24 protein-coding genes, 1 pseudogene and 1 riboswitch are annotated in these 24594 nt (G+C 53.2%); of the genes and pseudogenes, 20 read left to right on the top strand and 5 right to left on the bottom strand.

Going from position 1 to position 24594, the window contains the following annotated elements; translation table 11 throughout:
* The first annotated feature begins 98 nt into the window (after nt 1-98).
* From NNL35_RS20060 to NNL35_RS20040, 5 genes are all read left to right on the top strand, one after another.
* A complete protein-coding gene (locus NNL35_RS20060) occupies nt 99-1958 on the top strand; it encodes an ATP-binding protein (RefSeq protein ID WP_006675502.1) in 1860 nt (619 codons plus the stop codon).
* Nucleotides 1959-2475: 517 nt separating this feature from the next.
* Nucleotides 2476-3255 (top strand): transporter substrate-binding domain-containing protein, encoded by a 780-nt coding sequence (locus NNL35_RS20055; RefSeq protein ID WP_006675503.1) that lies wholly within the window; start codon nt 2476-2478, stop codon nt 3253-3255.
* A gap of 110 nt (nt 3256-3365) precedes the next feature.
* Nucleotides 3366-4013, top strand: coding sequence for an amino acid ABC transporter permease (locus NNL35_RS20050; protein ID WP_006675504.1), 648 nt, complete (start codon nt 3366-3368; stop codon nt 4011-4013).
* Nucleotides 3997-4719, top strand: coding sequence for an amino acid ABC transporter ATP-binding protein (locus tag NNL35_RS20045; protein ID WP_006675505.1), 723 nt, complete (start codon nt 3997-3999; stop codon nt 4717-4719). The genes NNL35_RS20050 and NNL35_RS20045 overlap by 17 nt, the downstream gene beginning before the upstream one ends.
* An 839-nt stretch (nt 4720-5558) precedes the next feature.
* Nucleotides 5559-5722: riboswitch (cyclic di-AMP (ydaO/yuaA leader) on the top strand.
* 8 nt (nt 5723-5730) lie between these two features.
* Nucleotides 5731-6489 carry a 3D domain-containing protein gene (locus NNL35_RS20040; protein WP_006675506.1) on the top strand — a complete coding sequence of 253 codons (759 nt, stop codon included), beginning with the start codon at nt 5731-5733 and terminating at the stop codon, nt 6487-6489.
* Between the two features lie 61 nt (nt 6490-6550).
* On the opposite strand, the gene NNL35_RS20035 is transcribed toward NNL35_RS20040, so the two are convergent.
* Nucleotides 6551-7654, bottom strand: a complete 1104-nt coding sequence (locus NNL35_RS20035) for a polysaccharide deacetylase family protein (protein WP_006675507.1) — start codon at nt 7652-7654, stop codon at nt 6551-6553.
* Nucleotides 7655-7799: 145 nt separating this feature from the next.
* Between NNL35_RS20035 and NNL35_RS20030 the strand changes: the two genes are divergently transcribed.
* The 7 genes and pseudogenes from NNL35_RS20030 to NNL35_RS20000 all read left to right on the top strand — a co-directional run bounded on the left by NNL35_RS20030 (nt 7800) and on the right by NNL35_RS20000 (nt 12473).
* Nucleotides 7800-8501: a dihydroorotate dehydrogenase electron transfer subunit gene (locus NNL35_RS20030; RefSeq protein ID WP_006675508.1), complete on the top strand. Its 702-nt coding sequence runs from the start codon at nt 7800-7802 to the stop codon at nt 8499-8501.
* Nucleotides 8482-9417, top strand: coding sequence for a dihydroorotate dehydrogenase (locus tag NNL35_RS20025; protein ID WP_006675509.1), 936 nt, complete (start codon nt 8482-8484; stop codon nt 9415-9417). Before NNL35_RS20030 ends, NNL35_RS20025 begins: the two co-directional genes overlap by 20 nt.
* Nucleotides 9414-9767: a prenylated flavin chaperone LpdD gene (lpdD, locus tag NNL35_RS20020; protein ID WP_006675510.1), complete on the top strand. Its 354-nt coding sequence runs from the start codon at nt 9414-9416 to the stop codon at nt 9765-9767. Before NNL35_RS20025 ends, lpdD begins: the two co-directional genes overlap by 4 nt.
* 235 nt (nt 9768-10002) lie before the next feature.
* The gene (locus NNL35_RS20015; protein ID WP_006675511.1) at nt 10003-10677 is read left to right on the top strand and encodes a PspA/IM30 family protein; all 675 of its coding nucleotides are present in this window, start codon (nt 10003-10005) and stop codon (nt 10675-10677) included.
* Nucleotides 10678-10768: 91 nt separating this feature from the next.
* The gene (locus NNL35_RS20010) at nt 10769-11173 is read left to right on the top strand and encodes a DUF350 domain-containing protein (protein WP_006675512.1); all 405 of its coding nucleotides are present in this window, start codon (nt 10769-10771) and stop codon (nt 11171-11173) included.
* Between the two features lie 31 nt (nt 11174-11204).
* Nucleotides 11205-11712: pseudogene (locus NNL35_RS20005) on the top strand (DUF4178 domain-containing protein).
* A gap of 11 nt (nt 11713-11723) precedes the next feature.
* Nucleotides 11724-12473 (top strand): DUF4247 domain-containing protein, encoded by a 750-nt coding sequence (locus NNL35_RS20000; protein WP_006675514.1) that lies wholly within the window; start codon nt 11724-11726, stop codon nt 12471-12473.
* 71 nt (nt 12474-12544) lie between these two features.
* On the opposite strand, the gene xerS is transcribed toward NNL35_RS20000, so the two are convergent.
* Nucleotides 12545-13627, bottom strand: coding sequence for a tyrosine recombinase XerS (gene xerS / locus NNL35_RS19995; protein WP_040730203.1), 1083 nt, complete (start codon nt 13625-13627; stop codon nt 12545-12547).
* A gap of 194 nt (nt 13628-13821) precedes the next feature.
* Here xerS and NNL35_RS19990 point away from each other — a divergent pair, with 194 nt between their 5' ends.
* On the top strand, nt 13822-15186 hold the full coding sequence (locus NNL35_RS19990; RefSeq protein ID WP_006675516.1) for an MATE family efflux transporter: 1365 nt from the start codon (nt 13822-13824) through the stop codon (nt 15184-15186).
* Nucleotides 15187-15248: 62 nt separating this feature from the next.
* Nucleotides 15249-16415, top strand: a complete 1167-nt coding sequence (locus NNL35_RS19985; RefSeq protein ID WP_006675517.1) for a MalY/PatB family protein — start codon at nt 15249-15251, stop codon at nt 16413-16415.
* 114 nt (nt 16416-16529) lie between these two features.
* On the opposite strand, the gene NNL35_RS19980 is transcribed toward NNL35_RS19985, so the two are convergent.
* From NNL35_RS19980 to NNL35_RS19970, 3 genes are read right to left on the bottom strand one after another with little or no spacing between them, the layout of a single operon-like run.
* Nucleotides 16530-16964: an SgcJ/EcaC family oxidoreductase gene (locus NNL35_RS19980; protein WP_006675518.1), complete on the bottom strand. Its 435-nt coding sequence runs from the start codon at nt 16962-16964 to the stop codon at nt 16530-16532.
* A gap of 20 nt (nt 16965-16984) precedes the next feature.
* Nucleotides 16985-17677, bottom strand: coding sequence for a pentapeptide repeat-containing protein (locus NNL35_RS19975; RefSeq protein WP_254553680.1), 693 nt, complete (start codon nt 17675-17677; stop codon nt 16985-16987).
* 45 nt (nt 17678-17722) lie between these two features.
* Nucleotides 17723-18043 carry a PadR family transcriptional regulator gene (locus NNL35_RS19970; RefSeq protein WP_040730206.1) on the bottom strand — a complete coding sequence of 107 codons (321 nt, stop codon included), beginning with the start codon at nt 18041-18043 and terminating at the stop codon, nt 17723-17725.
* 401 nt (nt 18044-18444) lie between these two features.
* On the opposite strand from NNL35_RS19970, the gene gnd reads away from it, so the two are divergent.
* The 6 genes from gnd (at nt 18445) to NNL35_RS19940 (ending at nt 24575) form a co-directional block, all read left to right on the top strand.
* The gene (gene gnd, locus NNL35_RS19965; protein ID WP_006675521.1) at nt 18445-19344 is read left to right on the top strand and encodes a phosphogluconate dehydrogenase (NAD(+)-dependent, decarboxylating); all 900 of its coding nucleotides are present in this window, start codon (nt 18445-18447) and stop codon (nt 19342-19344) included.
* Nucleotides 19345-19460: 116 nt separating this feature from the next.
* Complete coding sequence (locus tag NNL35_RS19960) at nt 19461-20135, top strand: GntR family transcriptional regulator (RefSeq protein ID WP_006675522.1); 675 nt, start codon at nt 19461-19463, stop codon at nt 20133-20135.
* A 115-nt stretch (nt 20136-20250) separates the two neighbouring features.
* Nucleotides 20251-21612 (top strand): GntP family permease, encoded by a 1362-nt coding sequence (locus NNL35_RS19955; protein ID WP_006675523.1) that lies wholly within the window; start codon nt 20251-20253, stop codon nt 21610-21612.
* A gap of 34 nt (nt 21613-21646) precedes the next feature.
* Nucleotides 21647-23194, top strand: coding sequence for a gluconokinase (gntK, locus tag NNL35_RS19950; RefSeq protein WP_006675524.1), 1548 nt, complete (start codon nt 21647-21649; stop codon nt 23192-23194).
* Between the two features lie 708 nt (nt 23195-23902).
* Nucleotides 23903-24415, top strand: coding sequence for an HIT family protein (locus tag NNL35_RS19945; protein WP_006675525.1), 513 nt, complete (start codon nt 23903-23905; stop codon nt 24413-24415).
* A complete protein-coding gene (locus NNL35_RS19940; RefSeq protein WP_006675526.1) occupies nt 24402-24575 on the top strand; it encodes a hypothetical protein in 174 nt (57 codons plus the stop codon). The genes NNL35_RS19945 and NNL35_RS19940 overlap by 14 nt, the downstream gene beginning before the upstream one ends.
* Nucleotides 24576-24594 lie beyond the last annotated feature (19 nt).

The raw sequence follows: 24594 nt of genomic DNA, 5'->3' as shown, positions 1-24594 counted from the left end.
ATCGTTTTATGTCATTGTCCAAGATTGAAATCCGTTAGTATTAGAGACTGGGCTCTGGCGATACAGAACAAGAGCCGCCGAGCCAAACGGAGGCTGTTATGTTACGGACGATTCACCGGCAGATGATGGTCCGCATCGTTGTGACCGTGATTGCCGCACTTGCTGTCATTTCATTTTTCTCCCACCAGGCGGTACAATCGATCATTCAGCGCAATATGACAGAGAATTATTTGAATCAGATGAAGCTGGCTGCGAACGAGGTGGATTCCGCACTGCTTCATCACAAGAAATCGGTAGAAACGTTTTCCCGTATTATCCGCGAGCTATACCGGCTGTCGGATGACGTTCATTCCGACGTAAGGAACGCTACGAGGCTCTTCGCAGGAAGTCCCAACAAATTCGTCAACGGCTATTGGTTCACGGCACAGTCAAGCTATCGCAACCAGGGGAAGCACTTCGTCTGGTATGGTTATGACGAGAAGGGAACGCCTGCCGAAATCATGAGTGGACAGGAGATTGATGCCTCGTCGCCCGTCTACGAGAGCGATTCGCGCTTCGACTACTATCATGGGGCAGCGAAGAGCGGCGGGACGCATATTACGGCTCCTTTTATTGATCCGTTTACGCAAGAGCCCATGCTGTCCATCAGCACTCCGGTATACGACGAGGAGGGGCTGCTGCTGGGTGTGGCCGGCATCGACATCCATTACAACGATTTGCAGCAAGTTGGCTCTCGGCTCAGTTTCCATCCGGACAGCAAGACTTTGCTCATTACGAGAGACGGAGATCTGCTCTATGACCCGGACGAACAGCATACCATCTTCGCCAATCTGTACCGGGATTTCGATGAAGATCTGATTCCGATATTCGAGCAGGTCATAAAAGATATCAAGCAGACAGCAGAGACGACATCGATGACCAGATATCAGGACCGTAAAATGATCGTGTTTACGGTCGGCTTGAAAGAGAGTGACTGGATCGCGATGATTATGCTTCCGGCAACGGTTATCGACTCCGTTCTTTACCACGTCGCTTGGGTGACGTTCGGCACCTTCACTTTGGTTGCGGTTGTCGTCGCACTGCTTCTGCATATGTGGATCCGCCGCCTCATTCACCGGCCTTTGCGCAGTCTGGTCGATGCCTCTTCCCGGCTTGCCAAGGGGGATTATAATGTGCGGGTGGAGCACGATCAGCATAATGAATTCCGGCTGCTTGGCGAGCATATGAACCGGATGACCGATTCGCTCCACAAGCAAGTGCAGCTCGAGCAGGAGATGAAGCGGATGGGCGCCTTGAAGGTCGTAGGCGAGATGGCGGCGGCCATCAGCCATGAAATACGCAATCCGTTGACGACGGTCAAAGGATTTCTGCAGCTGCTGCGCAGCAAGCCGGAGCATGTGAAGGAGCATGTTTATTTTGATACGATGATGGAAGAAATCGAGCGTGCGAATTCCATCATTACGGAATACTTGACGTTGGCGCAGCACAAAGTCGTCGAATTCCGCAAGCAATCATTGAATGAGGTTATCAATCATATTTATCCGCTCGTGCAAGCGTCGGCGACAACGGATTGTCAGGAGATTCGCCTTGATCTGAATCCGGTGCCGGAATTTGATATGGATGAAAAAGAAATTCGCCAGCTGCTGCACAATCTGATTCGCAACGGACTGGAGGCGATGGAAGCGAATCAGACGCTGACGGTTCGGACCCGGCATGATGAGCAAGCCATACATCTTGAAGTCGAGGATGAAGGGCCTGGCTTCGATATGACGGTATTGCAGTCGGCGGGAACCCCCTTCCTGACGACGAAAGCGGGCGGAACCGGCTTGGGCCTGTCCATCTGCTACCGTATCGTCCATCGTCATCGGGGGAGCATGGAGATCTCCTCCGTACCGGGCAAGACACTTATACATATCCGGTTTCCACTTATTCCGGAGAAGCCTGATTCAGTTCAGTGAAGGGGAGCGGCGGGAAGCGCGTGTGTAACGACATGTTCTTCCCGTCGGTACCTGTGTAAATATATACATAATTATACATATCGAATCGTTCAGCGACATAGGCTTTGGAATAGGTGGAAATATGCCAAAAAAAAGATCGAAAACGGTAAAGGAAAGGGCTGATGCTTTTAATATGCTGAGAAAACGGACTGCTCACCTGTCGAGCCGGTACCGGCAACTGGGATGTTAATTGCAGGAATCGAGAAAAAAATATGGAATTGGCTGATTTAGCCAAGTGCCTGGATGAAAAGCCGAAAGTGTGCACATTTTAGTAATAAAGCGGTTGCCTGCGACAATTGACCAGCGTTTATTTGTTCAATTGGTGAATCCTCCTTTAAAAGCAGCTATTTCAGTATCTTTTTTGTTCAGAACCATTGTATATCTATACATCATCATGTATAATTGGGAACGACCGAAATCCTCCTATCATGGGAAGGAAGGATAATCAGAGAAGTGGGGATGAAGTATAGTGAGAACAATGAAGATCGTAGCGGTATGTTCGCTATTAATGGCCATCCTGGTTGGCTGCGGAGCCAAAGGAGATAGTTATGACAATATTATGAGCAAAAAGACGCTCGTTGTCGGCGTCAGCGCCGATTATCCTCCATTCGAGTTTCACAAGACGATTAACGGCAAGGATGAAATTGTCGGGTTCGACATCGATTTGGCGAACGAGATTGCGAAGGATCTGGGCGTTGAGATGAAGATTGAAGATATGAAGTTCGAATCGCTGATTGGGGCACTGAATTCGGACAAGCTGGATATGGTTATCTCGGGAATGGATCCGGATCCGGAGCGGGCGAAGGCGGTTGACTTCTCCGATCCGTACTACGTGGCTGAGGCAGGCGTCATCGTGCGTGCCGCGGACAAAGACAAGTACAAGACGCCGGAAGATCTGAAAGGGAAGAAGATCGGCGTTCAGAAAGGCTCGACTTTTGAGAAGGTCGTGACACAGATTCCCGAAGCTCAGCCTGAACTGCTGTCCAAGGTAAGTGATCTCGTCTTGGCGCTGGAGTCGAACCGGATTGAGGCGGTCATCGTCGAGAAGCCGGTCGCGAAGGCATATGCCTCGAACCGCCCTGAACTGGAGATGTCGGATGCAGTGCTGCAGCCGGCGAGCGATGGCTATGTCATCGGCTTCCGCAAAGGCAGTCCGAAAATGGTTGAAGCCGCGAACAAGACGATTGCCCGCCTGAAATCGGAAGGCAAGCTGGACGAGTTCATTACGAAGGCGACCCAGATGGCGGAAGAGCAATAATGCCCGATACACACGGGGAGAAAGAGGCGGCGCAAGCCGCTCTTTTTCATTCTATTATAGGATAGGCAGAGATTGGAAAGGGGAAGAGGCTATTGTTTGACTGGCTCTCTATGCTATGGGACTATAAATGGGATTATTTATCCGGAGCCGAGATTACGGTGCTGCTATCGCTGGTGGCGGTGTTGGCCGGCTTCGTGCTCGGCATTATTATTGTATTGATGCGGATCGGGCCATTCAAGCTGTTGAACTGGTTCGCAATCGCCTATATCGAGCTTCTTCGCGGCACTCCGCTGCTGGTGCAATTGTTCATTATTCATTTCGGACTGGCTCAGTTCGGCATCGAATTCAGCAAATTCACTTCCGGCGCGATCGCCGTCTCGATTAACAGCTCGGCTTATTTGGCGGAAATTTTCCGCTCGGGGATTCAGGCGGTGGATAAGGGGCAGGCGGAAGCCGCACGTTCGCTCGGCATGTCCAAAGGCATGACGATGCGATATATTATTTTGCCGCAGGCATTCCGCACAGTCATTCCGGCGATTGGGAACGAGTTCGTCACGATTATCAAGGAGAGCTCGATTGTCAGTCTGATCGGAATCGCGGACATTATGTTCCAGACGGATATTATCCGCAGCAAGACGTATACGGCCATGGGGCCGTTGCTTGGGGCGGCCATGATGTACCTCGTGCTGACGATTCCGCTGTCGAAGGCAATCGGTCTGCTGGAAAGGAAGTTGAAGAAGAATGATCGAAATTCGTGACCTGCATAAATCGTACGGAGAGCTGAACATTTTGAAAGGCTTGAACATGACGATCGAGCAAGGGGAAGTCGTCGTTGTTATCGGCCCCAGCGGCTCGGGCAAGAGCACCTTTCTGCGATGTCTTAATCTGCTGGAGACGCCGACCGCAGGCGATATTTTGTTCGAAGGCATGAAAATTAATGACAAAAAGCATGATATTAATGCAACGCGCGCAAAAATGGGCATGGTCTTCCAATCCTTCAACCTGTTTCCGCATATGTCGGTGATGGACAACATTACGCTGGCTCCGATTAAAGTGAAAGGGAAAAGCAAGGCGGAAGCGGAGGAGACCGCGATGGATCTCCTGAAGAAGGTCGGATTGGCCGACAAGGCATCCGCTTACCCTGACCAGCTGTCCGGCGGACAGAAGCAGCGGATTGCGATTGCGCGGGCACTGGCGATGGAGCCGCATGTCATGCTGTTCGACGAGCCGACATCCGCCCTGGATCCCGAGATGGTCGGCGAAGTGCTGGAAGTAATGAAGTCGCTTGCCCGAGACGGGATGACGATGGTGATCGTAACGCATGAGATGGGATTTGCGCGCGAGGTCGGGGATCGCATCGTGTTCATGGATGGCGGGCATATCGTCGAGCAGGGGCCGCCGCAGCAATTGTTCTCCGCGCCGCAGCATCCCCGCACGCAAGAATTCCTCGGACAAGTTCTCTAAACGACTCCGAACGGACACAATTGAAATTGGATGGAGACGGCTATCGATTCACCGCTCCAAGTTCGCAGCCAGCCGGGAATTCCGGCTGGTTCTTTATATAGGCCACCGAAATATGAAGTACCTTCCTCATCCTGTAAAAGTGAAGCCCCGTAGGTAACCTCCTTTTTGCCACAGTAATTCCCTTGTCATTATGTGCATTATCCCAATGAAGCAGGTAGTGGAAGTCCCCCCGTGCTGGCCTTTATGTGCACTATCCCATTGAAGCAGGTAGTTGAAGACTCCACGCTGGCCCTTATGTGCATTATCCCATCGGAGCAGGTAGTTGAAGACCCGATACCGGCCCTTATGTGCATTATCCCATCGGAGCAGGTAGTTGAAGACCCGTTTTAGTCCTTTATGAGCAGTATCCTCATCAAGCAGGAGAAAAGAAGCTCAGAAGCACGGTCTCATGGACACCGGGATCTTATCACCGAAGCTGCTCAATAGCGGGGAAACCTGACGAACGGGGAGATTGGCTCAAAGGCTGGGAGACACCTGACGAACGGGGATAGTGTCCCAAAGGCAGCAAGATACCTGGCAGATGGGGAGATTGCTTAAAATCCTGCGTGACACCAATAGTTTGGACATGTCCAATAATAGGAAGGGCCCGAACTGTTTACAAATTTGTAATCTATGATATAGTAGTAATCGCTGGTTACAATTTTGTTACATACCTGATCCCTTTTGGACCGGATGAAGCGATTTCATACGTCATTTCGGCCCATTTTACAGGCTGAGGAGGCATGTTATTGTTTGATTGCCATTAACTGCATGCGCATAGGTTACAAAATTGTGATATGATGCAATTCGAGCCGAACATAGTACGGGGGATGATTGACCGGTGTTCATTTCATAACGGGATGAGCGCCTTGGGGTGAATCAGAGCTGGTGGATCGCCAGCATGTAGGGTACTCCTTGACCCGAATCCGACAACTAACCTCGCAGGCTATCTTAAGGAGGAACATACACCATATGCGGAAAAGAATGACTTTAAAGCTTACAGCGGCATTCCTGGGATTGAATCTGGTATTTCAAATGATGCCGGTTTATGCCGAGCCTTACATCGCTCAGGAAGGGGATACCTTCTACTCGCTTGCGAAGAAGCATCAGATTGATCTGGATGAATTGATGAAGGCGAACCCTAACATCAATCCGAAGAATATTTACGGAGGGCTGAAGCTGGAGCTTCCGAAAAAGACCCTGCAAGGTCTGGCGGTAGAATCGGAAAGTGCGGCATTGATTGAAGCGGATATGGATGAGGCCGCACCGGCAGCGGACAAGGCTGAAGCATCTGCGGACAAGCCAGCAGCAGCTGCGCCGGCAGCGAAGGCGCAAACCCAGGAGAAAGCGAAGCAGGCTGCGCCAGCTGCGAAGAAGAACGTAATTACGGTCTCCGGCAAGGAGATGACATATAAAAAGAAAGTGAACATGAAGGCCACCGCATATACGGCCCACGCGAGTGAAAACGGAAAATGGGGCGCTGTCGATTACTTCGGCAACCCATTGAAGCTGGGGACGGTAGCCGTCGATCCGAAGGTTATTCCATTGGGAACGAAGCTGTTCATCACCGGCTATCAGTTCAAGCATCTGCCGCAAGGCGGATTTATTGCGGAAGCACGCGATATCGGCGGCGCCATCAATGGCAACAAGCTTGATATTTTCGTTCCGGTTAGCAAGCAGACGGGCAGTACTTTCGGCATTCAAAATATAGAAGTTTACATTATGTCTTAATATATTTCAGCATACATTCAACCCCTGTCCATATAGCGGCAGGGGTTTTTTGGCGTCCGTTTTAATTGTCTTTTTTATCCTTGCGGTCTTGCAGCAGCTCCGGCACGGTGACGAAGTGGTACCGCTGCTGCTTCAATTGCTTAATGATGGAGGGGAGGGCTTTGACCGTTCCTTGTAAATATCGGTTGTGCTTGCTTCCTCCCGCATGTTGAAGCACGATCGAACCGGGCCTGACACCGCTTATTACGTTGTCATATACTTCCTTGGCGTTCAAGCCCCGCCAGTCGTTGGAATCGACATCCCAATTGACGACCAGATAACCGTGATCCCCCGCCCATTTCAGTTGCTCCTCATTGATCTCCCCGAAGGGAGGACGATAGAATCTCGGCTTATATCCGATGATCTCTTCGATTACCCGTTCCGCATCTTTCACTTGCTGCTCGAAGGCAGGCAGCGACAGCTTCGTCATTAACGGATGGCTGTAAGAATGATTGCCGATAATATGGCCTTCCCGGATAATGCGCCGAACCAGCTCGGGATGGGCTTTTGCCCGAGACCCGACGAGAAAGAAGGTCGCGCGAATGTTATGTTCGCGCAAAATATCCAGTACAAGCGGGGTTATCCGGTTATCAGGGACATCATCGAAGGTAAGGGCGACTCGGCGGAGTCCGCGCTTGGAGCCATGAAGCTTAAAAATATGCGGGTATTTCACTCTAAGCTGAGCCAGGCTCAAATGGTGCTGGCTTATCCCGGATTTCGTATTCTGCGAAGCGGATTGGGCTGGCTCGGGGATCGGCGGCTTCTTTTGCTTCATGGCGGATTCTTGTTCCACAGTCTTCCGTCCTAAGGTGTCAGAACGGAGCCCTTCATGGGCCGCTTCCTTGTGGGCTGATTCCTTCATCGTCAAGTGGAACTTGGGTAAAGGCAGAGGCTGATGCGGCCGCTGTTGCGGCTTGTCCTGCAGGACGAAGGAGATGGTGCCCTTGCCCGTCTCGGGTTGTTCCGCCACATCATGACGCGGTGGTCTCAATGTCATATCCGCAGACGGCTGGTTCTGATCCAATGAGGTCAGCTTCGGATCGGGTGCAGCCTGATGCGAACGCGGAAAGCAGCCGGCCACTCCTACCAGACACACCAGCAGGCAGCATATCTGTTTTGTGCGCAATGATCTTCCTCCTTTCCCGATTACACTTGTCTTCTTGTTATGTCCTTTCTCGGGCCGATTTATGCCCAACGTGACCTGCATCACAGATGAATGGCGCCGTTACAGGCATAGTAGAATTGCTAAAGGTGAACAAAGGAGCAGACACGTGCATAAGATTCTTTCCAACAATCAGATAGCTCAAGATGTTTATCTCATGACCGTAGAGGGCACTTTTGAAGGCCGGATGGGGCAATTCTATATGCTCCGGGCATGGGGCCATTATCCGGTACTATCCCGCCCGATCAGTATTTACAATTTGGAGCCGGACTCCATCCAGTTCCTGTACAAAGCCGGAGGCGAAGGAACGGCCCGATTCGCCAGTCTTCGCCCGGGCGATTCGATTCAACTGGAGGGGCCATTCGGCAATGGGTTTCCGGAAGTTGACGGGAAAACCGCGTTAGTCGGCGGAGGCATCGGCATCGCGCCCCTGTTCTACACGGCGAGACAGCTGGACAAGCCGGATATTTATCTCGGATTCCGGGGAGCGTCCTATATGACGGAAGCATTCGCTCCATACGCGAGCGAGCTTGTCGTCCGGGTCGATGCGAATCTGCTGCTTGATGTCGATATGCAGAAATACGACAATATCTTCGTGTGCGGACCGCTAGGAATGATGGAGGCGGCAGCCCGCATGGCGGAAGGATTGGAGACGAAGCTGTACGTATCTCTGGAGAAAAGAATGGCTTGCGGCATTGGAGCCTGCTACGGCTGCTCTGTGCGAACGGCAAGCGGCAACCGCAAGGTCTGCTCAGACGGACCGGTATTTCAGGCACAGGAGGTGGCGTGGCATGAGAAGCTTAGCGTGTAATGTGGCGGGGATCGACTTCAAAAACCCGCTTGTCATGGCTTCCGGCACATTCGGCTTCGGGCAGGAATATGCCCAATACTATGATATCAATCAGCTTGGCGGCATCGCCTCCAAAGGACTGACCTTGCATCCGCGTCCTGGGAACGAGGGCACGCGCATTTGGGAGACGGCAAGCGGGATTCTGAATAGTGTCGGCTTGGAAAATCCGGGCGTCGATGCGTTTCTCCAGGAAGAGATGAAGTTCTGGGAGAAGATAGAACCGGTCAAAATCGCTAATCTTGGCGGAAGCACGATCGAGGATTATGTCCTTGGCGCGTTGAAGATTACGAAGGATGCCGAGGACCGCCGCAAATTGAACCGGCTAGCTGTAGATATGATTGAACTGAATATATCATGCCCCAATGTGAAGGAGGGCGGCATGGCCTTCGGGATTCGGACCGAGGTCGCCCGGGAAGTGATTCGGGAAGTCCGGCAGGTGACTTCGCTGCCGCTGGCGGTCAAGCTGTCGCCCAATGCGGAGAATGTGGTCGGCATGGCGGTCATGTGCGAGGAGGAGGGAGCGGAATGCGTATCGCTCGTCAATACATTCTCCGGCATGAAAATTGACATTTACGGGCGGCGGAGCGTGTTCCAGAACACGTATGCAGGCCTGTCCGGCCCGGCTATCAAGCCGATCGCGCTGCGTATGGTTCATCAAGTGGCGCAGGCGGTCACGATTCCCGTGATGGGAATGGGCGGCATTTCCTCCTCGGAAGATATCATTGAGTTTATAATGGCGGGAGCCGAAGTGGTACAGATCGGCACATACAATTTCATGAATCTGCGGGCAGGCGAAGATTTGCTCAACGGTCTGACGGCCTTTATGGAAAAAGAGAATATTAACAGTTTGGATGAAATCCGGGGAATTATTTCATGAGTGAGACCTATAATGAAGCGGTTCTGCCCGGAGCCGATATCCGGGTCGAGGCCATTCGGCAAGGCCGGGATTGGCTGTTCCTAGTGAGCGGGGGAGACGCGCATATCGGCGCCGTATCGACCTCGTGGATTGAAGCGGGACAGTGGAAGGTAGCCACGCATACCGTTCCCGGCCATCGCGAGGACGAGCTCAGCGCCGCCATGGCCCTCCACGCCGCGGAAGCGCTGGGTACGACTGTAACCGTCGCCGCCGGCATTCATTACGACAAGCTGCGGAAGGAAGATATCGCGGAGGTCGTGGAGCAGGCGTGGCGGAGATTCACCATCGAATTGGACCGGGTTAGCCGGTAAGTCGGATATTATGCCGGGGTCGATTTGACGGCCCCGGCATTCTCTGTATGCAGAGACCTGCTGTGACAGCTATCCTTCTCTTCCTCAGCGTGATAAAATAGGAAGAGCAAAAAAAAGTGAAACAACGTCGGATTCCATTCGTATGTATGGGTATAAAGACGGATTAACAACATGCCCAGGAATCCAAGGTTTCCAGGATAAACTGAGGATAAGACTGCATAGGGAGGAACTGTCCATGTCATTATTCAAACGCTTGCGTGATGTCACCATGTCCAACATTTATGCGCTGATTGAGAAAGCCGAAGATCCTATCAAGATGACTGATCAATACTTGCGGGACATGCAAGAGGATCTGGAGGAAGCGGAACGTGCGGTAGCTCAACAGATCGCGATCGAGAAGCGCTTCAAGCAATCGTACGAGGAGCAAGCCGCGCTGGTGAAGAAGCGCGAGGAGCAGGCTCATATCGCCGTACAGGCCGATAATCTGGATCTTGCCCGCCGGGCCCTGGAAGAGAAAAAAGCGGCCGAAGAGAAGATGAATGAATTCAAGGCGAGCTACGAGCAGAACAAGGCTTCCGCCGACAACCTTCGCGCGAAGCTGGACGAGATGCGGAAGCAGTACTCCGACATGAAGAGCAAGCGCGAGACGCTGGTCGCACGCTACAATGCAGCGAAGGCCCAGACGGAAATCAACAAGGCGATGGCAGGATTCAGCTCCGATACGGCCATGTCGGGATTGAAGCGGATGGAAGACAAAATGCTGGCGATGGAAGCTCAGGCCGAAGCCTCGAACGAGATGAACGGTTCTTCCAAATCGCTCGACGATGAGTTCGCAAAGCTGGGCAAGAACAAGGATGTTGAGGACGAACTCGCGGCCATCATGAAAAAATACGATAAATCCGCTGAGTAAGAGTAAGGACGCTTGCCGCCAGGGCAAGCGTCCTTCTTAACCAGATAGGTGTGGAAATCTCATCGAACGGTAAGGGGAGTGCAGTATTAACATGATTCTCGACAATATTGCCGGGATCGCGTTATGGACGGGAACGGGAGCTTTGCTCTTGTTCTTGCTCATGTTCGTGGATTCGCTGTTCACGGGTTACAATGATATTCAGGAAATGCGGGCCGGGAACGTCGCGGTGACGACCCGTTTCGTCATGAAGCTGTTCTCGCAAGGATTCATCCTGTCGAGCTCGATTAAGGTTGCCTACAGCCTGGGCGAAGCGCTGTTCATGTCGGCTGTCTCCTTCGTCATCCTCCTCATTCTGGAGTTCATCCTCCGGCTGCTGTTCCGGAGCGGGTTCGGCATGAACCTGGAGGAAGGCACGAAGCAGGGGCATATGTCGTATGCCCTGGTAGCGGGTTCGATGCATGTCGTAGGCGCGCTCATCATCGCCGCCTGTCTGTAACGGACAGACGGGAACGGAAGGAGAGATACGGATGAGCTTGTGGAAACGGATCAAAAACATCATGGCCAAGCCCGAGGCGCCGCAGCCGGAAAAAAAAACCGTCCAGGCTGGAGCCGGGAGATATTTGCGAAGTATCACTAATCAGCTATGAGGTCGTCGGACGGACCGATTGGCGCGTTCGCCCGGGTGCCTGGGTTACGTTGCGTGACGGGGCGAATATCCGGTACTTGCATGTAGAAGAGCGGGAACAGCCTTATTACAGCTTGTATCAAGGGATTGACGGACGGCTCGATTCGGTGGAGGAGGTTCCGACCGAGATCGAACTGGACGGAAGATGGTTCTATCTGGAGGATCAATATGACGGCAGAGTGATCTGCACGGGGCAGACGCCGTTCGGCACAGCCGGAGAGCAATATGTATGGCAATACCAGTCCGACGACCGGAAGCTGCTCCGCATCGAATGGCAGGACGGCCGCTTCCAGTTGTATGAAGGCGAAGCGGTCATCGCGGCGGATGTGCGCATCATCCGCCGATCATGAGGAGCTTCGCCATGAATGCACGGGGTTGGAACGCCGTCAAATGGATCATTATCGCCAGCCTTCTCTTCCCGCTGCTGGCGGCTTGCGGACAGATCGATCTGTCCGCGTCGTATCCGCTGGAATCGGTGGCGAGGGACGGAAGCAGCACCTCCTATATCTATCGGGCGGAGAATACGCCGGTGCCGGAGGCGGCCGAGGCGATTGCGGAGCAGCGCAGGCCGGAGCAGATATCGGAAGAGAGTACCGAGCGAATGTTCCTGGTCTACAGCGATCAGCTGATTCAGATCCAGCAGGACCCGGAGAAGCCGGAAGACAGTCTGATCGAAGTCGATTCCAAAGAATATGTAAGAAACAATTACGATCGCAGCTTCCTGGAGATGTATATCCAATATCGGCTGCTGGATACGTTGTTCGATTCGCTTCGAGGAGCGGGAGGCTACCGGGGGTATGCGGATCGGGGAGATTACAAGCCATCGAAGCCGTACCGGGCGCCGACGACCGAGGAGAAGAAGAAGATTCCTCCGCTTACCGTCGAGCGGAAGGGCTCGATCTTCCGCCGCGGGACGAACAGCAACGACTCGACGGTCGGCAGCGGGGGGAGCATCTTCAAGCGCACGCCGTCGGACAGCAATACGCGGGGCTCGATCACAAGGAACAAAAAGGAGTACGACAATTCATCCAAGTACTCGCCGCCGAGGGTGAAGAAGTACAAACCGCCGAAGACGCGAAGCCGTTCAGGCAGCATCTTCCGGCGAAGATAAGCAGCGCCGCCCCTCCCGATGCTTCACGGGAAGGGCGGCGTTTGCATGCGGAGAGGGAAGATTGTCCGCGGCTATTCCTCTCCCCGGCGCTCGATCGCCTCGGACATCGTCTTGTCCGTCAGATGGGCGTAGATCTCCGTCGTCTCCGTCGAAGCGTGACCGAGCTGCTCCTTCGTCTTGTAAATATCATTATGCAAATAATAGTCCGTCGCGAAGGAGTGGCGCAGCTTATGAACGGTAAGGGCCGGCTTACCGAACCGCTTCGCGTATTTGAGAATCATCTGCTGCATGGCACGCTTCGTCATCCGCTTGCCTTCTTTCTCCCCGTTCTTGACGGCAAGGAAGAAGGCGCGTTCCTTCTTCGGGGCTGCATAGCGTTCCGATCTGAGGTCAATATAATCCTGCAGGTGCTGCTTGGCGCTGTCACGGAAATAGACCGGCGTCTTGAAGGTGTCATCATTATGGCCTTTGCGGTAGACGTTGACCAGCTTCCGGTTCATATCGACATCGTCCATATTCAAGTTGACGACTTCGCTTACCCGCAGCCCGGAGTTCAGGATCAGGCTGACGATCGCGGCATCCCGCACGGCATTGAGGGCATGCGCATGGGAAGCCTGCTTATTGTCGGCGACGTCAAGAGCGTATCCGGTGCGGACATAATCGACGAATTCGTCCAGTTCCTGCTCTTCCAGCAGCTTGCCCTTCAGCTTCGCCGCCGTGTCCTTCGGCTTATGTACGCGCTTGATCTCGATCTTCGCCATGACGTTCCGCTTCAACAACGGGTAAAATTGCTCGTCCTCCGCGATCTGGCTTAAATAATGGAACAGCGAGCGCAGCGAGGAGAGCTTGCGGGATACCGTTACTCTCGAATTGGACGCTTCTTTGTACGTCGTCAAAAAAATGCGGAAGGATGTAATATGCTCCATCCGAAGCTGCTCCAGATCGGCAAGCGTCACATCCCGCGTCTGCTCCGCTTCGGTGAGGCGCTCGGTTACGAGCCATCCCAAAAAAATCTCGTAATCCCGCACATATTCCAGCAGCGACGAAGGGGACAGATCCGGCAGCTTATATTCGATAAATTGCTGGATGTACCATGGCAAGCCAGGCAGCTTGGCATCCAGCGCCGCCCGATCCTTCGCTTTCTGAATCGTCATCATCCGTCGAGCACTCCTTTCCTTAGCCTCTATTGTAACCGAACTTGCGTTCCCAAGCAAAAGATTCCGTTTGATGTTACAATGGGTGAGGTGTTCTACGCTCACGCAATCATCTCCTTGTCACCGGGGCAGAGGGGCCGCTATCGGCCCCATGCGAGCTGACACAATATAAAAGATAAGGAGCAGGCAACATCATGAAGCAAACGTTTACGCTGCAACAAAAAATCGTTCAGCTGCTGCATATTTTATTGCCCATCTTCGTTACACAGGTTGCGATGCAACTGATGTCCTTTTTCGATACGGTTATGTCCGGGAACTACAATGCAACCCATCTTGCCGGCGTTGCGATTGGCGGCAGCATTTGGGCTCCTGTCTATACCGGAATCAGCGGCATCTTCCTCGCCGTCACTCCGATTATCGCCCATCATATGGGGGCGGGGCGCAAGGGGGAAGTGGCGCCGAGCGTGACTCAGGCCGCGTATCTGTCCGTCATCGTCGGCGCCGTCGTCGTCCTGATTGGTACGTTCGCCCTCGATCCGATTCTGTCGGCGATGAACCTGGAGACGGAAGTTCACCGGGTCGCGAAGGAGTATCTGATCGCGCTCGGCTTTGGGGTCATTCCCGCATTTCTCTATACGGTCTTCCGGGCGAGCATCGACGGACTCGGTCAGACTCGAGTCACGATGTTCATTACGCTGCTGTCCTTCCCCGTCAATGTCACTCTTAACTATTTCTTTATTTTCGGGAAATTCGGATTTCCGGAAATGGGGGGCGTCGGCGCCGGGATCGCAACTGCGATTACATATCTCATTATTGCCATTATCGCTTTTCTGTTCCTGCGCGGCAATGCGATGATGCAGTCGATGGGCATGCTGAGGCAATGGGGAGGAATTTCCTTCTCCCGCTGGAAAGAGATTCTTCGCATCGGCACGCCGATCGGGCTGTCTATCTTTTTCGAGGTCAGTATCTTTGCGGCGGTCACGCTGTTCATGAGCGAGTATGACACGAATACGATTGCGGCTCATCAGGCCGCATTGAACTTCTCGTCGCTACTCTATATGCTGCCGATGAGCATTGCGATGGCGTTGACGATCGTTATCGGCTTCGAGGCAGGAGCGAAGCGATTCACCGATGCGAAGCAGTATACACGCATTGGCATTATCTCTGCCGTGACCTTGGCTTCCTTATTCGCCGTGCTGTTGTTCCTGTTCAACCATAAGGTCGCCGGCATGTACTCCGACGAGCCGAGTGTGCGGCTGCTGACCGAGTCGTTCCTCATTTATGCCATATTTTTTCAACTGTCTGATGCGGTGGCGGCCCCGGTCCAAGGTGTGCTGCGGGGGTATAAGGATGTGAACGCGGTATTTTTGATCGCCTTCATGTCTTATTGGATTATCGGGCTTCCGGTCGGATTCGTGCTGGCCAAGTTCACCTCGCTTGCCGCATACGGGTATTGGATCGGGTTAATCAGCGGTCTGGCCGCCGGCGCGGTCTGTCTGTTCACGCGGCTCGCGATTATGGAACGCCGGTATGCGAAGACTGGGGCAGCGGCGGCTTAAGCTGAGGACGAGTTCTCTGGCATCAACCAATTGTTTGTTTATAACGATGAGGAGGATGAATCATGTACGATTTCGAGAAAACAATCGATCGGGCGGCATTGGACGCCCTCAAAGCAGTGCCTTTCAACCCATCACAGGAAGGGTGCATTCCGTTGTGGGTGGCGGATATGGATTTCCCGGCGGCGCCGGCGATCCAAGAGGCGCTTGTCGCCCGGATGAGCACCCCGAGCTATGGATATACGTTGTGCAAGGACCGATATTATTCAGCCGTCATCGACTGGATGAAGCGCCGGCACCAGTGGGATGTCGCCAAGGAATGGTTCGTGCTGACGCCTGGCGTGGTGCCGGCTATGGCGTTCGCTGTCCGAGCCGTGACGACGCCGGGGGACAAGGTGATGATCCAGACGCCGGTTTACCCTCAATTTGCCAAAATGATTCAATCTAACGGGGCGACGCTTGTTACGAACCCGCTCAAGCTGGTTGACGGCCGGTACGAGATCGATTTCGAGGATTTCGAACAGAAAGTAAAGGATCCAGCGCTTAAGCTGTTCTTCCTCTGCAACCCGCATAACCCGGTAGGGCGCGTATGGAAGCGGGACGAGCTGCAGAGATTGGCCGACCTGTGCCTGGAGCATGACGTTATTATTTTCTCGGATGATATCCATCATGACTTCACTTATGGCGATCATCAATATACTCCGATTGCGACGCTGTCTCCGGATGTCGCGGCGCGGACGATATCGGCGACTTCTCCGAGCAAGACGTTCAGCATCGCGAGCTTCAAGATGGGCAATATTTTCATCGAGGAAGAAGAGCTGCGCCAGAAATACCGGAAGGCGGTGGAGAGCGCTGGAGTCGCTGAGCTCGATCTGGGCGCCATTGAGGCGACGATCGCCGGATATACGAAGGGGGAGGCCTGGTTCGATGAAGCTCTGAAATATATTGAAGGGAACAGCCGGTATATTGAGCGGTTCATCGCCGAGCGCATTCCGAAGGTGAAGACATTCGCCCAGGAAGGCACTTATTTGAAGTGGCTCGATTGGCGGAGCTTCGGCATGACGGACAAGGAACTGAATGAGTGGGCGCTGAATGAAGCGAAGGTATGGTTAAGTGAAGGCTACGCGTTTGGGAAGGAAGGCAGCGGATTTATGCGGCTCAATATGACTTCGCGCCGGGCGGTCATCGAGGAAGCAATGGAGCGGCTGGCACGGGCGGCGGAGCGGCTGTAGTTATTGTGCACAAGGACAGGGGCCATCCATCGGCCCCTAGCAGATAACCAGGAGCAGAACAAGGGACAAGGCCTCTTTCAAAGAAAAGAGGCCTTGTGTTATGCCGAAGCGATTCTACGGCTTCATCAGCTTCATCATGACTTTGTGCATAACGCTTGGAACCTGGATGCGGCAATTATGGAAGGCGGCTATTTTCCACTTCCCGTTTTGTTTTACGGCAACGTTCGTGTTCACTGAATTTCTTTTTTTGGGCGCATGTTTGTGCCAGCGGAGCTGGACGACGCCGACTGCATGGAAAATGGCCGTATCCGGCGCGATGAAGCGCAGATTGGTTATTTTACCGCTCAGGGTGGAGCCCCGAAGCACTCCTTCCCACAGCTTCTGATGGACGTCCGCAATGTTGTGTCTCCCTATAATATGCTCTCCGTGAAAAGTGACATAGTCCGCATCTAACGTGAAGCAGAGCCCATATGCTTTGCCGTCCCCATGGTTCCAGGCAACCGATAATGACTCAAATAAGTCATGTACCGCCTGAATATCGTCGTTCATGAACCGCTCCTTCCTTTCATCTAGATGATCGTGACATTGGACAGGTCCGCTTTATAGCCTTTCAGCAGAGCATACGTTACTTTGTCCATCGCGGCGCCGTCGAATATCGCTTTTTTTACATCCGTTTTAAATGAGACATTGCGAAAAACGGCATTCCGGAATGAAGTCTTCCTCAACCCGGCATAGTCGAACACGGTGCCCTCAAATCGTTCGTTATCAAAGCATACGCCGGATAAATCGGAAGATTTGAAGCTCGTGTCATTGAATATGCAGTCCTTGAACTGTGCGCCGACCAAGTTCGACTTCAAGAAATGTGCGCGGGTCAGATTCGCTTCGTGAAAAAGGGCGTTGTGCAGGTTGCTGCACTTGAAAGAGCTATGCGTCAGATCCGACTCACTGAAATCCGAGCCATGAAGGTTGCTGTAATTGAATTGGCCGTCATGCATGCGCACCCCCCGGAAATCGGAGTGGCGCAGATCGCTCATGGACAGATTCATCTTGGACTGAAGCTGAACCATCGCATCCCGATCATGAATGCTGTCTATCAGCTCCGAAATATCTCCGATAGAACCAATCGTCATCTGGAACGCTTCATCCTCATCGTTTCCCTCCCGCCGGAGATCCGCCAGTCTGTCCTCCAGATCGCGAAGCAGCTCTTCCTTCAACTCCTTCACTTGCTCCACATCCTCATACGGGAGAAATACTCGGTCCACATATTGTGCCAATTTTCTGTTTGTCATATGAATACCCTGCCTTTCTTAAATTAACATGTCGAGAATTTGCTTGGCATGCTCCCAGTTCTGTTTATTGGTTGCATGTGTCAGCTTGCCTTTTTCCGTGATGCGGTAATACTTTCTCCGCCCGCCTTGGGATTCGTCTCCCCAGTAGGATGTAATGTTTCCTTCCTTTTCCAGCCGCTTGAGACTGGAATACATCGTTGCTTCCTTGAGCTCGTATTGACCATGGGAACCGGCATGCACCAGCTTCGTAATCTCATACCCGTATTTGTCCCCGCTCAACAATAGCTTCAAAATAATGGTATCCGTGTGTCCCCGAAGCAAATCGGATGAAATATGCATGTTCACCAAAGGATCGCCTCCTGAGGTATAACATACAGCATATTACTATTACAGTCAAGGTAATATGGTGACAGTAATAATTGTGATCGAAATACTGGATTGAATTCTGAAGGTGCTCCCCTGTAGGAGATTGCGTGGATAGGGAGAATAACTACGAGAGGAGAATTACGCAGGTTGAAAGATTTCTGGCATGAACGGGTTCGAGAAGATTAAGGAAAAAGGTTGAAGGAGGAGGGGGATAATCGCTAGCGTATACTCGGTCGCCGATTCGGCCAAAGTATGTACATCGAAATCGCTTACAAATTTCTTCTTTACAGATTCCCGAGAACAAGGTAAGATAGGAACTGCAAATGTTGTATACAAGTATACTTGTAGTGTAATTCAAGGAGTGAAGAAACAGCATGAATATAGGCATGATAGGACTCGGCAAGATGGGATTCAATCTGGTAAGCAACATGCTTCGGCATGGGCACCAGGTTGCGGCATATGACGTGAATTCGGAGCCGCGGCACAAGGCGGCGGAATTGGGAGCGATTGCAGCCGATACGATTGAAGAGCTGGTGTCGAAGCTGCCGTCGCCGAAGATCGTGTGGATGATGGTCCCGGCTGGCGGAATCGTGGATGACGTCATCGCGACACTGATTCCGATGCTGACGCAGGGCGACATTGTCATTGACGGAGGCAATTCGCATTACAAGCAATCCGTTGCCCGCGGCGAGAAGCTGGAGCAGCATGGCATTCATTATATGGATGTAGGCACATCGGGCGGCACGGAAGGAGCTGCCCAGGGCGGATGCTTCATGATTGGCGGCAAGGAAGAGGTATTCAAGCTGCTGGAGCCGCTATTTCGGGATATCGCGGTCGAACAAGGCTATTTGTATGCGGGTAAGAGCGGCAGCGGTCATTTCCTGAAAATGGTCCACAATGGTATTGAGTACGGGATGATGCAATCGATCGCTGAAGGGTTCGAACTGTTGGATAAGAGCGATTATGAATTCGACTATGAATCGGTCGCCCGCGTATGGTCGAACGGATCGGTCATCCGCAGCTGGCTGATGGACTTGACGCAGAATGCATTCGCGAAGGATCCTCGTCTTGAAGGCATCCGCGGCGTGATGCAGAGCTCGGGCGAAGGCAAATGGACGGTGGAGACGGCATTGGATCTGCAGGCAAGCGCGCCGGTCATCGCGATGTCTCTCTTCATGAGATACCGTTCGCTGGAGTCGGATACGTTCCACGGCAAGGTGGTCGCTGCACTGAGAAATGAATTCGGCGGGCATCAGGTGGAGAAAAAAGGCTGAACAAGCCTGCGCGAGCATCAACCTAATGGAATATCCCGGTGAATGTATGATAGAATTTGAAGTATCTGTTTAGTTCATGGGGACATTATTTATTTCATTAGGAGAGTTGGAGCTCGATGCAATATCCACAAGAATGGCTGCAGGGCGCTTCCCTTGGGGAGTCGATCGCCTGCGAGCTGCGTTTGCACATTATAAATGGAACGGTAAAGCCCGGCGAGATCATCTCGGAGAACCGAGTCGCTGCCGACTTCGGTACGAGCCGATCGCCGGTCCGCGAAGCGTTGAAAACGTTATCTAACGAAGGTCTTATCCGGCTGGAACGGATGGGCGCGGTCGTGCTCGGCCTCAGCATGAAGGATGTCGAGGAGCTGTATGATGTCCGGTTCCTGATCGAGAGCTTCGTACAGCAGAGGCTGGCCCGTGCGGATCAGGAGCGGCTTATCGTGAAGCTGAATCAGATCATCGATAAGATGGAGCTGGCTGTGAAGTATCGTGATGTCACCGATTTCGCTTTTCAGGATTTGTCTTTTCACGAAGCGATTATCGCGGCGGCGGAGCATAACCGCATTATGCATCTGTGGACAAGCATCCGCCAAATTGTGATGACAGTCCTGCTGATTACGACGGAGGAAATCTTCTCTGAGGGAGAGGATAAGCTGCGTACCGTCATCGAGAAGCATCGGACCATTGTGCGGGGCCTGGAATCCAAAGACTCGAACAAAATACAGCAGGTGGTTCAAGCCTATTTCGCGGATTCGCGCCGGACGCTTCATATTAGCTTGCCGCAATAGGGGGATCAGGGAAGCCGATATCGGGCTTCTGTCCGCCAAAGTTGTCGACAAGTATACATCATGATTTGGGGCATGTTAACAAGGTTAGGTATGGTTTAAGGGAGGGTTCTGCAACATGAGTACGATATTCGGATTAAGCCACAATGTAACCCTGCTGCTATGGACACTGGTTGCGATCGTGTTTCTTATTGTGTTCATTGCCAAATTCAAATGGAATCCGTTTGTCACCCTGCTTCTGTCTTCGCTGCTGCTCGGTCTGCTGACTGGCATGCAGCCGCTTGAAGTCGTAAAGTCCATCACGAGCGGCTTGGGCGGAACGCTGGGCACGATTGCGATCGTTATCGCGCTCGGGACGATGCTCGGCAAAATGATGGCGGAATCCGGGGGCGCGGAACAGATTGCGTCTACGCTGGTTGACAAGTTCGGTGAGAAGCGTGTCCACTGGGCGATGATGGTCGTCGGATTTATTGTCGGGATCCCCGTATTCTTCGAAGTCGGGGTCATTCTGTTGATTCCTATCGTGTTCACTGTCGCACGCAAAACGAAAATGTCGCTTCTGCAAATCGGGATTCCGATTCTGGCCGGCCTGTCCACCGTGCATGGGCTTGTTCCGCCGCATCCCGCGCCGATGATCGCGATTGATGCCTATCAGGCCGATCTCGGAAAGACAATTCTGTACTCGCTGTTAATTGGATTGCCGACGGCGATCATTGCGGGCCCTGTATTTGGCAAATACATCGGTAAGCGTATCCAAGTCGAGCCGCCGGCAAAGCTGGCCGAGCAGTTCGCGCTGAAGAACGAGCGCCAGCTGCCTGGCTTCGGCATCACGCTCTTCACCATTCTGCTGCCGGTTATTCTGATGCTGATCGGGTCGATTGCGAATATTGTCGATCCGGAAGGGGTTAGCGGCTGGACCGTATTCTGCGAGTTCATTGGCCATGAGATTATCGCCTTGCTGATCTCGGTCGTATTCTCGTTCTTCTCGCTTGGCTTCGCCAGAGGCTTCAAGAAGGAGGATATCTCCCGCTTCACGAGCGAATGTCTGGCGCCGACGGCGACCATCATTCTGATCATCGGCGGGGGCGGGGCCTTCAAGCAAGTGCTGATTAATAGCGGCGTTGGGGATGCAATCGCTGCCATGGCCACTCAGGCCAACATCAATATCATTTTGTTCGCCTGGTTCGTAGCCGCGCTTATCCGCGTCGCTACCGGGTCGGCGACCGTCGCCATGACGACGGCGGCCGGCATCGTCGCGCCAGTGCTGGCGCTGAATCCGGGCGTGAACGTGGAACTGGTCGTGCTGGCGACCGGGGCGGGCTCGATTGTGCTCTCCCATGTGAATGACGCCGGCTTCTGGATGGTGAAGGAGTTCTTCAATATGTCCGTACCACAGACATTGAAGTCGTGGACCGTGATGGAGACCGTGCTGTCGGTGGTCGGATTGATTTTTATACTCCTCCTCAGTACAGTGGTATAAGAGCAGGAGAATGACGGGAAAGAAGGTAGTACCTATGAGCAGTAAAAAGTACATGATCGGCATCGATATGGGGACGACGAGCACCAAGGCGGTCTTGTTCGAGGAGAACGGCCAAGCGGTCGCCAGGGGAAGCGAGGAATACCCCCTGTACACGCCGAATTCGACGATCGCCGAGCAGGATTCCGAGCGAATCTTCCAGGCGGTCCTCCGTTCCGTCCGCCAGGCTATGTCGGAGAGCGAAGCCGGATCGGACGACATTCTGTTCCTCTCCTTCAGTTCGGCGATGCACAGCGTGATCGCTGTCGATGCCGAAGGCAGACCGCTTACGCCCTGCATTACCTGGGCGGATAACCGGAGCGGCGAATATGCCGCGCGGCTGAAGCGGGAACAGGTCGGACATGACTTGTACTTGCGCACGGGAACTCCGATTCATCCGATGTCTCCGCTTACGAAGCTGATGTGGATGCGTCATGAAGAGCCGGAGCTGTTCGACAAAACGTATAAATTCATCTCTATCAAAGAGTATGTTATCGCCAAGCTGTTCGGCGAATATGTGGTCGACTATTCGATTGCTTCGGCTACCGGCATGCTGAACCTGGCACAGCTGGACTGGGATGAAGAGGCGCTGCAGCTTGCCGGCATCTCTCCGGCGAAGCTGTCGACGCTCGTGCCGACAACCTACCAGTTGACGAATATGAATGCGGCCTATGCAGATGCAATGGGAATCGCCGCCTCTACGCCCGGGATCGTGGGAGCAAGTGACGGCGTTCTCTCCAATCTGGGGGTCAATGCGATTGAGCCGGGCGTCGTCGCAGCGACGATCGGCACGAGCGGCGCGATTCGCACGGTCGTCGATCATCCGGTAACCGATCCGAAGGGAAGAATTTTTTGTTACGCCCTGACGGACAAGCATTGGGTTATCGGCGGCCCGGTCAATAACGGCGGGATGCTGTTCCGCTGGGTACGGGATGAGTTGGCGGCTTCGGAGGTCGAGGCAGCGAAGCGGCTTGGCATTGATTCCTATGATCTGCTGACGAAGATAGCAGAGCAAGTAAGACCGGGGGCAGACGGATTGCTCTTCCATCCGTATCTGACCGGAGAGCGGGCGCCGCTCTGGAACCCGAATGCGCGCGGCTCCTTCTTCGGCTTGACGATGCATCACCGGAAGGAGCATATGATCCGGGCTGTACTCGAAGGCGTTATTTTCAATTTGTATACGGTGCTGCTGGCGATGGAGGAGCAGATGGGACGTCCGCGCAAAATCCATGCGACCGGCGGCTTCGCCCGCTCGGCCCTGTGGCGGCAGATGATGGCGGATATATTCGATCAGGAGGTCGTCGTGCCCGAGAGCTTCGAGAGCTCTTGTCTCGGCGCTGTCGTGCTCGGCTTATATGCGACCGGAAGGGCTGATTCCTTGGGGGTGGTGTCCGGCATGGTCGGGTCCACGCACAAGCATCAGCCCATCCCTGAGAATGCCGCCATATATCATGAATTGCTGCCGATTTATATCTCCATCTTCCGCAAGCTGGAGGAAGAATACGAAGCGATCGCCCGGCTCCAGAGAAAATGGCTGGAGGCGTAACCGGTCGCCCATGCAAGCAATAAAATGATTTGATCAAAACAGGCCCTGAATAACGGATAACCGTTGTTCGGGGTCTTTATGCGTTTGCTCCGAGTGGAGTGCATCTTCCGATGGGGAATTAATAGGGGCAGCTTGTCTTATATCGAATCTCCCCTTGAGTCAGGGAATCTGTCCGGATTCTCTTACGATCACGCTCACCGTGAATCAGGACGTCCGGTGCTTAACAGTTCCTTATAAGCAATCTCCCCGTACGTCAGGAGGCCGGGTGCTTGGAGGTTCTTATAAGCAATCTCCCCGTGAATCAGGAAAGAGCGGAACAGTCAGGTATCGATGAATCAGATGTAGAGTTGAGCCATTGAAGGGCACTTGTTTTTGTGGTGAACAAAGATGCAAATATGCTCAGGACGGATGGTCAAGGAGGTAGCCTGATTCGAAGGGAGAGTGACACAAAGAGCGGAAGCACCAGAGCCCTGACGGAATGGGAGAGTGGTGCAATGCTCAGAAGCGGGAGGTTCGCCCTGAGTCGCAGGCAGTGTGGAGCGAGACGCGAATATGCTGACAGGCGAGGCGTTTTTTAGTTATGATGGAAGAAGATTGGAACCGATTTAGCCATTTGGACGTATTTACCATTACAGCTTGATCTGGATGAATTGATCTGCAGGAACTGGAACAGGATGGGGAGATGGTGTCATAGGAAGAGCGATTACATTGGCCGACGGCCGCACGATTGAGGCGGAATGCTTAAGCTGCGCCCTCACGAACGGACAGATCCAACCTCATGGGGGAACGATTGCGGAGACCGAGCATTTCCATGCGCATCAAGATGTCGCTTATCCGATACCGGGGCTCGTCATCGTCGCCGCCAAAAGGCATTTCTACGGCCTGGACGAGATGACGGCGGAAGAGCGGTCGGATTACATCACTTTCGTCCACAACATACGGACGGTGCAGCGGCAACAGATGCAGATTCAATCGGTCTACTATTTCTACAATGAGGATACGACGCATCATTTCCATTTATGGATGGTGCCGCGCTATGAATGGATGCAGGCCTTCGGGCGTTCGGTCGAATCGCTGCGTCCCGTATTGCGGCATGCGAGAGATGAGCGGAATGACGAAGCGAACCGCCAGCATGTGCTGAAGGGCATCGAGACATTGCGGCAAGGCTTGCGGGAATTGGCGGAGTCAAAGGAGAGGAGGAACAACGATGAACGTGGATAAGGAAATCGAAGAACTAAAGCGGAGGCTTACGGATGTGGAAGCCCAACTGAAGCAACGGCCGAGGAGAGGAAGCTATTACGCGCTCTGGATCATTGTCGGGATTTTTGGCTTGATGTTCTTGATCGGACTTGTACAATTTCTTAGTGCGGGGAACGGGTAGAATGAACAAAGTGAAGAGG

It is taken from the genome of Paenibacillus dendritiformis (assembly GCF_945605565.1).
Taxonomy (GTDB): domain Bacteria; phylum Bacillota; class Bacilli; order Paenibacillales; family Paenibacillaceae; genus Paenibacillus_B; species Paenibacillus_B dendritiformis_A.
Note: the sequence above shows the minus strand (reverse complement) of the source record. Positions and strands in the feature narration are given on the sequence as shown.